The sequence below is a fragment of the Sphingopyxis sp. HIX genome (assembly GCF_001468285.1).
Classification (GTDB): Bacteria; Pseudomonadota; Alphaproteobacteria; order Sphingomonadales; family Sphingomonadaceae; genus Sphingopyxis.
Genome location: NZ_LNSB01000013.1, coordinates 1 through 12,478, shown reverse-complemented (window position 1 = coordinate 12,478; position 12,478 = coordinate 1). Strand labels below are relative to the sequence as shown.

General features: G+C 67.7%; 13 protein-coding genes. 10 read left to right on the top strand and 3 right to left on the bottom strand.

Annotated features, from left to right (window positions below; genetic code table 11):
• Window positions 1–15: 15 nt before the first annotated feature.
• The 8 genes from ATE62_RS08110 to ATE62_RS08075 all read left to right on the top strand — a co-directional run bounded on the left by ATE62_RS08110 (window position 16) and on the right by ATE62_RS08075 (window position 6,072).
• Window positions 16–609 (top strand): malonic semialdehyde reductase, encoded by a 594-nt coding sequence (locus ATE62_RS08110; protein WP_058806296.1) that lies wholly within the window; start codon window positions 16–18, stop codon window positions 607–609.
• Entirely contained in the window at window positions 584–1,231 is a 648-nt protein-coding gene (gene tsaB / locus ATE62_RS08105; protein WP_058806295.1) for a tRNA (adenosine(37)-N6)-threonylcarbamoyltransferase complex dimerization subunit type 1 TsaB, read from the top strand. The genes ATE62_RS08110 and tsaB overlap by 26 nt, the downstream gene beginning before the upstream one ends.
• Window positions 1,228–1,707, top strand: coding sequence for a GNAT family N-acetyltransferase (locus ATE62_RS08100; RefSeq protein ID WP_231736196.1), 480 nt, complete (start codon window positions 1,228–1,230; stop codon window positions 1,705–1,707). The genes tsaB and ATE62_RS08100 overlap by 4 nt, the downstream gene beginning before the upstream one ends.
• 111 nt (window positions 1,708–1,818) lie before the next feature.
• Window positions 1,819–2,259, top strand: coding sequence for a MucR family transcriptional regulator (locus ATE62_RS08095; protein ID WP_058806294.1), 441 nt, complete (start codon window positions 1,819–1,821; stop codon window positions 2,257–2,259).
• Window positions 2,260–2,392: 133 nt separating this feature from the next.
• Window positions 2,393–2,818: a Fur family transcriptional regulator gene (locus ATE62_RS08090; RefSeq protein ID WP_058806293.1), complete on the top strand. Its 426-nt coding sequence runs from the start codon at window positions 2,393–2,395 to the stop codon at window positions 2,816–2,818.
• Window positions 2,790–3,584, top strand: a complete 795-nt coding sequence (locus ATE62_RS08085; RefSeq protein WP_058806292.1) for a lysophospholipid acyltransferase family protein — start codon at window positions 2,790–2,792, stop codon at window positions 3,582–3,584. Before ATE62_RS08090 ends, ATE62_RS08085 begins: the two co-directional genes overlap by 29 nt.
• 7 nt (window positions 3,585–3,591) lie before the next feature.
• The gene (gene miaB, locus ATE62_RS08080) at window positions 3,592–4,929 is read left to right on the top strand and encodes a tRNA (N6-isopentenyl adenosine(37)-C2)-methylthiotransferase MiaB (RefSeq protein ID WP_082662681.1); all 1,338 of its coding nucleotides are present in this window, start codon (window positions 3,592–3,594) and stop codon (window positions 4,927–4,929) included.
• A gap of 135 nt (window positions 4,930–5,064) precedes the next feature.
• Window positions 5,065–6,072 carry a PhoH family protein gene (locus ATE62_RS08075; RefSeq protein ID WP_058806291.1) on the top strand — a complete coding sequence of 336 codons (1,008 nt, stop codon included), beginning with the start codon at window positions 5,065–5,067 and terminating at the stop codon, window positions 6,070–6,072.
• Here ATE62_RS08075 and ATE62_RS08070 read toward each other — a convergent pair.
• From ATE62_RS08070 to ATE62_RS08060, 3 genes are read right to left on the bottom strand one after another with little or no spacing between them, the layout of a single operon-like run.
• The gene (locus ATE62_RS08070; protein ID WP_058806290.1) at window positions 6,069–6,935 is read right to left on the bottom strand and encodes a hypothetical protein; all 867 of its coding nucleotides are present in this window, start codon (window positions 6,933–6,935) and stop codon (window positions 6,069–6,071) included. The two genes, ATE62_RS08075 and ATE62_RS08070, sit on opposite strands and share 4 nt — an antisense overlap.
• Before the next feature lie 2 nt (window positions 6,936–6,937).
• A complete protein-coding gene (locus ATE62_RS08065) occupies window positions 6,938–7,843 on the bottom strand; it encodes a hypothetical protein (protein ID WP_058806289.1) in 906 nt (301 codons plus the stop codon).
• Between the two features lies 1 nt (window position 7,844).
• A complete protein-coding gene (locus ATE62_RS08060) occupies window positions 7,845–8,825 on the bottom strand; it encodes a toll/interleukin-1 receptor domain-containing protein (protein ID WP_058818490.1) in 981 nt (326 codons plus the stop codon).
• Between the two features lie 199 nt (window positions 8,826–9,024).
• Here ATE62_RS08060 and ATE62_RS08055 point away from each other — a divergent pair, with 199 nt between their 5' ends.
• Window positions 9,025–11,316, top strand: coding sequence for a TonB-dependent hemoglobin/transferrin/lactoferrin family receptor (locus ATE62_RS08055; RefSeq protein ID WP_443028860.1), 2,292 nt, complete (start codon window positions 9,025–9,027; stop codon window positions 11,314–11,316).
• Between the two features lie 22 nt (window positions 11,317–11,338).
• The gene (locus ATE62_RS08050; RefSeq protein ID WP_058806286.1) at window positions 11,339–12,313 is read left to right on the top strand and encodes a DUF6607 family protein; all 975 of its coding nucleotides are present in this window, start codon (window positions 11,339–11,341) and stop codon (window positions 12,311–12,313) included.
• Window positions 12,314–12,478 lie beyond the last annotated feature (165 nt).

The following is a 12,478-nucleotide window of genomic DNA, read 5'->3' as shown; positions in this document are numbered from 1 at the left end:
CAGGAGAATGACCCGATGAGCGAGCCGCTTTCCAACGAGGCCCTCGACCAGCTGTTCCGCACCGCGCGCACCTATAACGGCTATGTCGACAAGCCGGTGAGCGAGGCGCAATTGCACGCCATCTGGGACCTGGTGAAATATGGGCCGACCAGCGCCAACAGCCTGCCCGCGCGCATCGTCTGGGTGACCTCGGACGAAGCCAAGGAAAAGCTCGCCGCGCTCGCGCTGCCCGCCAATGGCGACAAGATCCGCCAGGCGCCGGTGACCGCGATCGTCGGCATGGATCTCGAATTCTACGAGAATCTGCCCGAACTCTTCCCGCACGCCGATGCGAAGCCCTGGTTCAATACGAACCCTGAGCTGGCGCACGCGACCGCTTTCCGCAACTCGAGCCTGCAGGGCGCCTATTTCATCCTCGCGGCGCGCGCGCTCGGGCTCGACACCGGGCCGATGTCGGGCTTCAGCAACGAGGCGGTCGACGCCGCCTTTTTCGCCGACCAGCCGACGGTGCGCAGCAACTTCATCTCGACGCTCGGCTATGGCGATCCCGCGACCATCTTCGACCGCAGCCCGCGGCCCGGCTTTGACCGCTTCAACCGCATCGTCTGAGGCCAGCCGCCTCGTCATCGACTCCGCCAGCGAGGCCTGTTCGGTCGCGCTGTTTGCCGGCGCTCGCCTGGACGATTTTCGGCACGATGTGATCGGCCGCGGCCATGCCGAGCGGCTCGTCCCGCTGATCGCCGAGCTCGCGGGCGGCGGGCGCGCCGATACGATCTTCGTCGGCTGCGGCCCCGGGAGCTTTGCGGGCGTGCGCATCGGCGTCGCCGCGGCGCGTGCGCTGGCGCTCGGCTGGCAGGTGCCGGTGCGGGGCTTTTCGACGCTTGCACTGGTCGCCGCAGCGGCGGCCGCCGACATTGCCGACGCGGACGGCGCGCTGGTCGTGATGGAGGGCGGCCACGGCCAGTGGTTCGTCCAGCCCTTCGCCGCCGACCTGTCGCCGCGCGCCGACGTGCAATCGCTGCTCCCCGAAGCCGCGATCGCGCTGGACGACGCGCTGGTCGTCGGCAACCGCGCCGAGGCCTTCGTCGCCCGGCGCGGCCATGGCACGGCGCTGGCGATGCTGCCCGACGCGCGCGCCTTCGCGCGCCTGCCCGCGGGCGCGATCTTCGCCGATCCCAGTCCTATCTACGGCCGCGCGCCCGACGCCAAGCCGATGGCGCAGCCGGCGTGAGCGACACGATCCGCCTCGCCGCCGCGCGCGTCGCCGACCTCGCGGCGGTGATGCAGGTGATGGAGGCGGCGTTCGACCCCGCCTATGGCGAGGCGTGGAGCCGTGCGCAGCTGCTGACGCTTTTCGCCTTGCCCTCGGCGCGCGTCTGCCTCGCGTGGGACGGCGAGATCCCGTGCGGCTTTTCGGCGGCGCGGATCGCCGGTCCCGAAAGCGAATTATTGCTCCTCGCGGTCGATCCCGAATGGCGCGGCCGCGGGGTCGGCGCGCGACTGATGGCCGACTGGCAGGGCTGGGCGGCCGCCGAAGGTGCCGAAGACTATTTCCTCGAAATGCGCGCCGACAATGACGCCGTTCATCTCTATCGGCAGAGCGGTTTTTCGGAATGCGGGCGGCGCAAGGACTATTACCGCGGCGCCGACGGGACGATCCGCGATGCCATTACGATGAGGCGTTTCCTCCACAACCGAGATAACTAGGGTAACTAGCTTGCGGAAGCGACGCCAAAGTGGCATGGGCAAGTGCGGATGAAGAAGACTCTCAATATTCGTCATCCAACTTCTGGGTATAACAAATAAGGAATCTGTCCCATGTCGGAGCAAGCCGATACCAGCGAAATGCTGGTCACCCTTACGGCGGATATTGTCGCTGCCCATGTCAGCAACAACAGCGTCGCGATCTCGGATCTTTCGGTCCTTATCAATAATGTGCATGCCGCGCTTTCGGGCCTCGGCACGCAAGTGGTCGAAGAGGAAAAGCCGGTCCCGGCGGTTTCGATCCGCACCTCGGTCAAGCCGGACTACATCGTCTGTCTCGAAGACGGCAAGAAGCTCAAGATGCTTCGCCGCCACCTGATGACGCATTATGGCATGACCCCCGACGACTATCGCGCCAAGTGGGGCCTGCCCGCCGACTATCCGATGGTCGCGCCCAACTATGCCGAAAAGCGCCGCGCGCTGGCCAAGGAAATCGGCCTCGGCACCAAGGGTCGCGGCGGCGGTCGCAAGCCCAAGGCCAAGAAGGCGGCCTGACGCGCTTCAAACGGCGGCCCGGAAGGGCAGGTGAGGGCGGTGCCGCGATGGCGCCGCCCTTGTCCTATGCGCGGGCCGTGCCTATACAGATTAAAGAAGAACGACACGGCTGCATATTGCAGGAAAGGCCCGCATGTCCGGTACCATCGACCTCGAAGCTTTGTGCCACGAAAAGGGGCTGCGCATCACCGAGCAGCGCCGCATCATCGCGCGCGTGATCTCCGACAGCGAAGATCATCCCGATGTCGAAACGCTCTATGAGCGCGCGTCGAAGCTCGACAGCGGCATCTCGATCGCGACCGTCTATCGTACCGTGCGCCTGTTCGAAGAGGCGGGCATCCTCGACCGCCACGATTTCGGCGACGGCCGCTCGCGCTACGAGGCCGCGCCCGAGGCGCATCACGACCATCTGATCGACGTCGAGACGGGCAAGGTGATCGAATTCGTCGATCCCGAGCTCGAGGCGTTGCAGAAGGTGATCGCCGAACGCCTGGGCTTCCGCCTCGTCGACCATCGCATGGAGCTTTACGGTGTCTCCCTCGGTCGCGACAAGGGCTGACGCCGCCCGCATAACCTGGCGCACGGTCGCGCGTCTCGCCCTGATGGTGCTGACGTTGCTGTTCCTGATCGTGCCGCATCTCTGCTACCGCGCAGTCGGCCGGCCCTCGCCGATGGTCATGGCCTTCCTCAATGCCGTCGGCTGGATCGCGGGGCTGCGCATTCACACCACCGGCACGCGGCTGCGGCGCGACGTATTGTTCGTCTCGAACCATGTCAGCTGGCTCGACATCCTCGCGCTCGGCGGGGCCGCGCGCTCGGCCTTCGTGTCGAAGGCGGAGGTCGAGACGACGCCGCTCGTCGGCTGGCTCGCCGACCAGAACAAGACCATCTACGTCCAGCGCGAGGCGAAGCGCGAGATCCACAACCAGGCAAACAGCCTGCGCGAGGCGCTCGCGCGCGGGCGCCCGGTGACCTTGTTCCCGGAGGGTACGACCGGGCCCGGCGACGGCCTGCTGCCCTTTCGCGCCTCGCTGTTCCAGGCGATCGTCCCGACCCCGCCGAAGCTGCGCGTCCAGCCGGTGTTCCTCGACTATGGGGCTGAGGCGAACGACATCGCGTGGCTCGACCCCGAATCCGGGCTCGACAACTTCAAACGGCTGCTCGCGCGGCGGCGCGCGATCCCGCTGACCATCCATTATCTCGATCCGCTGCCCGACCATGTCGAGCAGGACCGCAAGGCGATCAACGAGGCCGCGCGCGCCGCGATCGCCGCGGAAATCGCGGAAAATGCGCGCCCTTCCGCCGCGTCGCGGCATCGCCTATAGCGCGCCGATGAAATCCGACTCTCCCAAGACTTTTCACGTCAAATCCTTCGGTTGCCAGATGAACGTCTATGACGGCGAGCGCATGGCCGAGATGCTGGGCGCCGAAGGCTATGTGGCCGCCGCCGACGGCGCGGACGCCGACCTCGTCGTGCTCAACACCTGCCACATCCGCGAGAAAGCGGCCGAGAAGGTCTATTCGGACATCGGCCGGCTGAAGCGTGCCGACGGCAGCACCCCGACGATCGCCGTCGCGGGCTGCGTCGCGCAGGCCGAAGGCGCCGAGATCGCACGCCGCGCGCCGAGCGTCGACGTCGTCGTCGGCCCGCAAGCCTATCATCGCCTGCCCGACCTGATCGCGAAGGCGGCCAAGGGCGAGAAGGCGATCGACCTCGACATGCCGCTCGAAAGCAAGTTCGGCGCGCTGCCGAAGCGCGCCGGCGGCCAGCGCCCGACCGCCTTCCTGACGGTGCAGGAAGGCTGCGACAAATTCTGCACTTACTGCGTCGTGCCCTACACGCGCGGCGCCGAGATCAGCCGGCCCTACGCCGACCTGATCGCCGAGGCGCAGGCGCTCGTCGCCGGCGGGGTGCGCGAGATCACGCTGCTCGGCCAGAACGTCAACGCGTGGGACGGCGCGGATACGAAGGGCAGGGCGGTCGGCCTCGACGGGCTGATCCGCGACTTGGCGCGCATCGACGGGCTGGAGCGCATCCGCTATACCACCAGCCATCCCAACGACATGACCGACGGGCTGATCGCCGCGCATGGCGAGATTCCCGAGCTCATGCCCTTCCTCCACCTGCCGGTGCAGGCGGGCAGCGACCGCATCCTCGCGGCGATGAACCGCAGCCATAGCGTCGATTCCTATCTCAAAGTCATCGAACGCGTCCGCGCGGCGCGCCCTGACATTGCGATCTCGGGCGATTTCATCGTCGGCTTCCCCGGCGAGAGCGAGGCGGATTTTCAGGCGACGCTCGATATCGTCCGCGCGACCAAATATGCGATGGCGTACAGCTTCAAATATTCGCGCCGCCCCGGCACCCCGGCCGCGACCATGGACGATCAGGTCGACGAAGCCGTCATGAACGACCGCCTCCAGCGGCTGCAGGCTTTGCTCAACGAACAGCAGCACGCCTTCAACGCCGCGACCGTCGGCCGCACGACGCAGCTGCTGCTCGAACGCAAGGGCAAATTGGACGGCCAGCTGATCGGCAAGACGCCCTGGCTGCAATCGGCGCATCTCGTCGCACCGGGGCTGGCCATCGGCAACATGGTCGAAGTGCGCATTGCGTCGGCCGGACCCAACAGCCTGGGCGCCGAACCGCTCATGGAAGCGGTCGCCTAGTGACGGTGCAGGAGGGTCATGTGTGACTGTAAAGCCGCACATGCCTCTCCTTCTGTCGAATCGGGAAGCCGCCGATGATGGACTCCCGCCTTCGCGGGAGTACAGTCGAATCCTGTCCGAAGGAGCCTTGCCCATATGTCCAAACGCCCGCTGACTGCCGCTGCCCCCGCCGAACCCGGCGACCGCGTCCGATTGACGGCGGAGTTTGAGCGGACCCAGCTGCTGGGCATCCTGTTCGGCGAATTCGACCGCAACCTGGTAGCGATCGAAAACCGGCTCGGCGTCTATATCTCGGCGCGCGGCAACCGCGTCCAGATCGAGGGTGAGGCCGAGGCCGCGGCGCGCGCGCGCGACGTGCTCGTCGATCTCTACAACCGCGCCGAACAGGGGCAGGAGGTCGACGCCGGCATGGTCGACGGGGTGATCGCGATGTCGGCGCAGCCGACGCTCGACGGCATCATCCGCCACGATACCAACGCGGCGCCGCCGATCATGATCCGCACGCGCAAGAAGACGATCGTCCCGCGCGCGCCGTCGCAGGTCCCCTATATGCAGGCGCTCGCCCGCGACGACGTGATCTTCGCGCTCGGCCCCGCGGGCACCGGCAAGACCTATCTCGCGGTCGCGCAGGCGGTGGCGCAGCTGATCACCGGCAGCGTCCAGCGCCTGATCCTCTCGCGCCCCGCGGTCGAGGCGGGCGAGAAATTGGGCTTCCTGCCCGGCGACATGAAGGAAAAGGTCGATCCCTATCTGCGCCCGCTCTACGATGCGCTCCACGATTGCCTGCCCGCCGAGCAGGTCGAGCGCCGCATCGCGAGCGGAGAGATCGAGATCGCGCCGCTCGCCTTCATGCGCGGGCGCACGCTCGCCGACGCCTTCATCATCCTCGACGAGGCGCAGAACACGACGATCCCGCAGATGAAGATGTTCCTCACGCGTTTCGGCATGAACAGCCGCATGGTGATCTGCGGCGACCCGAAACAGGTCGACCTGCCGGTCCCCGCAACCTCGGGTCTCGCCGACGCGGTCGCGCGGCTCGAAGGGCTGGAGGGCATCAACGTCAGCCGCTTCACCAGCGCCGACGTCGTGCGCCACCCGATCGTCGGGCGCATCGTCGATGCCTATGAGGGGCCGGGGGCCTAGCTTCCCGTCTTGCGGAAGGTGACGGTGGCCGCGCCGCCCGGTCCGGGCGCGACCTCGCGTGTGCCCTTGCGTATCGTGCCGTCGGGCCATTTGACCTGATAGACGAAGCGGCCCGACATCGGCTTCGCGACGCCGGTCTCGATCTCGTTCCAGCGGCACTGGAAGCGGTCCCACGGGTCGGACTGCTTGCGCGTGCAGACCTTGAACGCAAAGGCGTCGATCATCAACAGCTCGCCCGCCGAAGGCTGGGTGACGAAGGTCACGCCGGCCGTCCGCCGTGGCCGGACTGCGGCGACGGCCGGCCTGCCGGGAGCCGGCGAAGGGGCGGCGGCGGGCGGCGGGCGGCATTCGTCGAAGGCGAAGACTTCGGGCAGGGCGGGCGTGCTCGCCCGCGCGGCGTTGAGCGCCTCGGCGAGCACTTCATAGGGATCGCCCGATCCCTTGCCGCCGCCATCGACCGCGATGCGCGCCCGTTCGAAGGCGAGCAAGGGGCTGGCCGCGACGCCGGCCGGATAGCCGAGCCGGCCGAGCTGCGCGCGCAGCCGTGCGGTTTCGAGCGCGGTATCGCCATAACGTTCCAGCAACGGGTCGGCCGCGCTGCTGCTCAGCTTTCGCGCGTCGCAGGCGATCAGATTATGGTCGCCGCCCGGCGTTTCGGGGCGGTCCGCGGCGGGGCTCGCGATGACCTCGGCCATCTCGGCCTCGGCGGCGATGCGGATGTCGTAATAGCCCTCGGGATACCAGTCCTGCCGCGGCACGGCCGCCTCGAAGCCGCGCATCGCAGCGGCTTCGTCGGTCTCCTGCGCGGCGGCGGTCGCCGGACCCGCGAGCAGCAGCAAGGCGGCGAGCGTTCGGCCGCCCATGCTCAGCTCCCCGTTTTCCGGAACGTCACCGTCGACGCCGGATCGCCGTCGGGGCCCGCGATGATCTCGCGCGTGCCCTTGCGCACCACCCCGTCGGGCCATTTCACCTGATAGACGTAGCGGCCGGAGAGCTGCTTCTCGACCCCCGTCTCGATCTCGTTCCACTTGCACGCGAAGCGGTCCCACGGGTCGGTTTTCTTGCGTGTGCACACCTTGAAGGCGAAGGCGTTGACCAGCAGCACCTCGCCGCCCGGCGGGCTGGTCTTGACGATCACCGGGGCGCCGTCGCCCGCGCCGCAGCCGCCCTCGAGCGTCACCGCGGGCAGCTTGGGTGCGAGCCTTTTGCGATTGGCCTCGACCGCCTGGACGAACTTGTATTCGGCCGAATCTTCATAATCGCCGACGTCGTCGGGATAGGGCTCGTCTTCCGCGGGCATCTCAACCCCCGCGGCAATGCGCACTTCGCGCTCGGACAGCTTCGCCGCCGCCTCGACCCGTGCGCGCTCGAAGGCGGCGAGCGGCTCGGCATAGACCGCGAGCGGGAAGCCCAGCCGCTCGAGTTCGGAACGGATGCGCGAGATGTCGACCGCATCGGTCACATAGCGCAGCGTCACCGCGTCATATTCGGCGGAATCGGTATAATATTCGGCGCTGCAATCGATGATGTCGTAGCGCTTGCCGTTGCCGTCGTCCCAGTCGAAGACCAGGTCCTTCACCGCGCGCGGATGTTCGGCCACCTGCGCCTCGGCGGCGATGCGGACGTCGTAATAGCCCTCGGGATACCAGCCTTGCGGCGGCACCTTGGCCTCGATCGCCTTCAGCGCCGCCGCGTCGGGCGGCGTCTGCGCCTCTGCCGCGACCGGTCCTGTCAGCGCCGTCAGTGCGGCCATCATCCCCCCGATGCGCATCTCATTCCTCCTGCTTCAGGCGCCGCGGCCCGCCGAGCCAGCCCGCGACCAGCAGCGCCGCTGCCGCCGCGGCGAGCATCCACGCCCCGCCCAGCATCAGCTTGACGCGCCCGATCGACCCCGCGGTCCACAGCGCCGCCTCGTCATAGGCCGCGTCGATCAGCGCGTCGGACGGCAGGTCGGGGCATTCGCTCTCGTAGACCAGCTTCGCATCGGGCGTGCATTCGGTGCCGCGCACCAGCGGCGCGCCCTGTTCGCCCGCGATCACATAGCCGCTGTGCGCCCAGCCATAAGCCGCCGCCGCAACGAACAGCAGCGCAAGCAGCGCCGACTGCACGCCGCGCTTGGTCCACCATTTCGCCTGCCCGCTGCCGATCACCCCCGCGGGGATCGCGAGCGCGACCAGCGCCGCGAGCCAGCCCACCGGCGAGGCGGGCGGCGCCAGCCCGCCGAGCCACGCCGCGAGCAGCAGCAGCGCGAGCACCGCGCCGCCCGTCCCCGCGCGCACCAGCGCATTGTTCCAGCTGAGCTTCGCGGCGCCCTGCGGCTTGGCCGAGCGATATTCGCGCGCATCGGTGACACCATTGACCAGCTGGCTCACCACGTCGCCCAGCCGCGCGATATGGTCCTCGACCGGCGGCGACAGCGCGTCGAGCCAGTGCGGCACGCTCATGAAATATTCGAGGCTGCGTTCGGGGACGACGTCCTCGATGCGAAAGGGGATGATCGGCAGGCCGAGGTGCACTGCGCGCTCGACCTCGCGCAGGATCTGCGGCGAGGTGTTGGCGTGCTGCGAAAAAACGAGGACGAAGACCTGCGCGCCCTTGAGGCCGGTGATGATCGCCTCGCCCCATTCGGTGCCGGGCAATATGTCGCGCGGCGCGATCCAGCAGCGGTGCCCGCGCTCCTCGAGCAGCGCGCACACCATGTTCGCGACGGTGCGGTCCTTCGACGAATAGCTGATGAAGACCTCTGCCGCCATCGCTCCTGTCCCCCCGCGCCGATCATGCCGCGCGGGGCAGGGGAGGGCAATGGCTGAATGATCCTCCCCATCGCTGCGCGTGAGGAGGATCATTCATTTTACGCGAACGATTCGCATTATCATAAAGCTTGACCCCTGCGCTTCACGCTCCTAGAGCGCCGCTATTGCGAGTCACTCGCAAACTGTAAGGGGAAGACAATTGAAGATCCAGGGTTCGCCGTCCATCCACCGGCTCGCCGCGGGCACCGCGCTCGGTATCGCGCTTGCCGCGACCGCCGCGCCCGCGATGGCGCAGGACAATGACGGCGAATATTGGGTGGCGCGCAAGAACCAGATCGTCGTCACCGCGACGCGCACCGAGGTGAAGGCCGAGGATGTGCCGCTCACCGTCTCGCTGATCACCGAGGAGCAGATCGCCAACGAGCTGGCGACCGACATCCGCGACCTTATCCGCTTCGAGCCCGGCGTCAGCGTCCAGCGCCAGCCCGCGCGTTTCGGCGCCGCGCTCGGCGCGACCGGCCGCGCGGGCAACGACAGCTTCAACATCCGCGGCATCGGCGGCAACCGCGTGCTGATCCAGGTCGACGGCGTGCGCGTCCCCGACGGCTTCAGCTTCGGCGCGCAGGCCGCGGGCCGCGGCGACTATGTCGACCTCGGCCTCGTCAAGTCGGTCGAAATCCTGCGCGGCCCCTCGTCGGCGCTCTACGGCAGCGACGGTCTCGCCGGCGCGGTCAGCTTCGTCACCAGCGATCCCGCCGATTTCCTGACCGGCGGCAAGTCCGTCGGCGGCCTCGTCCGCGCCGCTTACAGCAGCGCCGACGACGAATATAGCGAAACCGCGATCATCGCGGGCCGCAGCGGCGACTGGTCGGTGATGGCCGCCTATACGCGCCGCGACTGGAAGGAACTCGACAACAAGGGCACCAACCCCGGCATCGTCTTCCCCGTCGGGACTCCCGGTACTTCGGGCCTCGTCCCCGGCACCGGGCCGCAGCGCACCTTGCCCAACCCGCAGGACGGCAAGTCGAACGCCGCGCTCGCGCGCATCGTCTACGATCCCGCCAACGGCCACAAGTTGCGCCTGACCGGCGAATATCTCGACACCCATCTCTACACCAACGGCCTGACCGGCGTGACCGCGACGCGCAACGCCGCGGGCGTGATCACCTCCAGCGTCGACCGCCTCGAAGGCTTCGACAGCGGTGAGCGCAAGCGCGTGTCGCTCGACTGGAGCTGGGAAGGCGAGGGCGCGATCGATTTCGCCCGCGTCGCGCTCTACTGGCAGGACGGCGAGGATAATCAGTACACCGAGGAAGACCGCACCCCCGCCGCCGACCGCACCCGCCTCAACACCTTCGAGAACCGCGTGATCGGCGCCGCCGCCGACGCGCGCGCCGACTTCAACACCGGTTCCATCTCGCACCGCCTCGTCTTCGGCGGCGACATCAGCAAGACGCGCCAGCGCGGCCTGCGCGACGGCACCGTGCCGCCCTTCGGCGAGACCTTCCCGACGCGCGCCTTCCCCAGCACCGATTTCACCCGCGCCGGCCTGTTCGTCGGCGACGAAATCTCGATCGCCGACGGCCGCCTGCTGCTCTATCCGGCGCTGCGCTTCGACTGGTACGATCTGTCGCCCGACGACGATCCGCTGCTCCCTGCCTTCAACGGCGCCGGACAGGACGGCTCGCGCGTCTCGCCCAAATTCGGCGCGGTGTTCAAGATCACCGACGAGGTCCGCCTGTTCGGCAACTATGCCACCGGCTTCAAGGCGCCGGAGCCCGGCCAGGTAAACCAGTTCTTCGAAAATCTCGCCTCGGGCTACACCTCGATCCCGAACCCCGATCTCGGGCCCGAGCGCAGCGAAAGCTTCGAGGGCGGCATCCGCTTTTCGAACGACGCGATCAGCCTCGACGTGACGGCGTTCCGCTCGCGCTACAAGGATTTCATCAGCCAGGAGGTCGTGGACGGCAGCTTCACCCCCGCCGACCCGGCCGTCTATCAATTCGTGAATCTCGATCGTGTTCGCGTCAAGGGCGCCGAAGCGCGGTTCGAGGGGCGAGCGTCGTCCGGCCTCTATACGACGCTCGCCCTATCCTATGCCACCGGCGACGTGATCGAGCCGACCGGCGCGCGCAGCCCGCTGTCGACGATCGACCCGCTGAAGCTGGTGGCCGGCATCGGTTATCGTGAACGCAGCGGGCGCTTCGGCGGGCAGGTCATCATGACGCACGCCGCGCGCAAGGAGGCGTCGCGCACCGACGGGCTCTGCACGCCGCAATGTTTCCGCCCCGACGGCTTCACCATCCTCGACGCGACCGCCTTCGTGCGCATCGTCGACGGGCTGACCTTGCGCGCCGGCGTCTTCAACATCCTCGACAAGAAATACAGCTGGTGGAGCGACGTCCGCGGCCTCGCTTCGACCTCGCTGATCGCCGACGCCTATACCCAGCCCGGCCGCAACGCGAGCGCCTCGCTCAGCTACCGCTTCTGAGCAAAACCGAAGGACTGCACCGATGAAGACTTATCGCACGATCGCCGCCGCGCTGCTGCTCACAGCCGCGCTGCCAACCGCCGCGCTGGCGCATCCGCCGATCGCCGAGGAAACCGCGGCCGCCAATTTCGAGCAGGACCGCGCCGACATCCTCGCGATGGCGGGCAATTACCGCGTCAGCTTCAACATGCAGGAATCGACGCGCTGGGACCCGAATTACGAGGTGCTCGAACCCAAGCGCTCGGGCGGTAACGAGGTCGTGCGCGTGATCGAGGACACCGGCCGCAAGATCGTCCTGCAGCACATGCTCGTCATCACCGGCGACGACGACAAGAGCATGATCATCAAGCATTGGCGCCAGGACTGGGAATATGAACCCGCGAAGGTCCTCGTCTATTCGGACCGCAACGCCTGGACGTGGGAGGACGTCCCCGAACGGATGCGCACCGGGCGCTGGTCGCAGACGGTCTATCAGGTCGACGACAGCCCGCGCTACGGCGGCTGGGGCCAGTTCGAGACGCAGGCGGGCATCCGCCGCTGGCGCTCCAACTGGACCTGGCGCCCGCTTGCGCGCCGCGACGCGGTCCGCAACCCCGTCTACGACCGCTATTATTCGATCAACCGCCACCAGCCCTCGCCCGACGGCTGGGTCCATTGGCAGGACAACACCAAGATGGGGACCAAGGACGGCAAGCTGGTGCCGATCGTCCAGGAATATGTCCTCAACACCTATATCAAATACGACCAATATGACGTGAAGGCCGCCGACGATTATTGGGCCGCCACCAAGGATTATTGGGCCGCGATCCGCGCCGAATGGGACCGCGTCGCCGCGGCCAAGGGCGGCATCGCGATCCAGGAGGAGGCGCAGACCGGCACGGTGATCAGCGGTCGCCTGCTCGAAATGGCCGACGAAATCCAGGACAAGAAGCTGACGACCGAAAAAGCGATCGCCGAGGCGAAGAAGCTGATCGAGACCAACACGCGAAAGCTCTGACGACCTTCACCATGTGAAGCCCGCAACTGCAGGGGCGGCTCCGCAAGGGGCCGCCCCATTTTTTTGGCCGGTTTGGGGTGGGGAGCGGACGTCGATCTCCCCTCCCGCTTGCGGGAGGGGTTGGGGGTGGGCAGCAACGCTGCAATGGCCCACCCCGCTGCGACT

What these genes read in the sequence shown, in the direction of transcription:
- ATE62_RS08075 (WP_058806291.1), top strand. Translation starts at nt 5,065, where the DNA reads ATGTCCAAACGCCCGCTGACTGCCGCTGCCCCCGCCGAACCCGGCGAC.
- ATE62_RS08095 (WP_058806294.1), top strand. Translation starts at nt 1,819, where the DNA reads ATGTCGGAGCAAGCCGATACCAGCGAAATGCTGGTCACCCTTACGGCG.
- miaB (WP_082662681.1), top strand. Translation starts at nt 3,592, where the DNA reads ATGAAATCCGACTCTCCCAAGACTTTTCACGTCAAATCCTTCGGTTGC.
- ATE62_RS08070 (WP_058806290.1), bottom strand. Translation starts at nt 6,935, where the DNA reads ATGGGCGGCCGAACGCTCGCCGCCTTGCTGCTGCTCGCGGGTCCGGCG.
- ATE62_RS08090 (WP_058806293.1), top strand. Translation starts at nt 2,393, where the DNA reads ATGTCCGGTACCATCGACCTCGAAGCTTTGTGCCACGAAAAGGGGCTG.
- ATE62_RS08110 (WP_058806296.1), top strand. Translation starts at nt 16, where the DNA reads ATGAGCGAGCCGCTTTCCAACGAGGCCCTCGACCAGCTGTTCCGCACC.
- ATE62_RS08065 (WP_058806289.1), bottom strand. Translation starts at nt 7,843, where the DNA reads ATGCGCATCGGGGGGATGATGGCCGCACTGACGGCGCTGACAGGACCG.
- ATE62_RS08050 (WP_058806286.1), top strand. Translation starts at nt 11,339, where the DNA reads ATGAAGACTTATCGCACGATCGCCGCCGCGCTGCTGCTCACAGCCGCG.
- ATE62_RS08060 (WP_058818490.1), bottom strand. Translation starts at nt 8,825, where the DNA reads ATGGCGGCAGAGGTCTTCATCAGCTATTCGTCGAAGGACCGCACCGTC.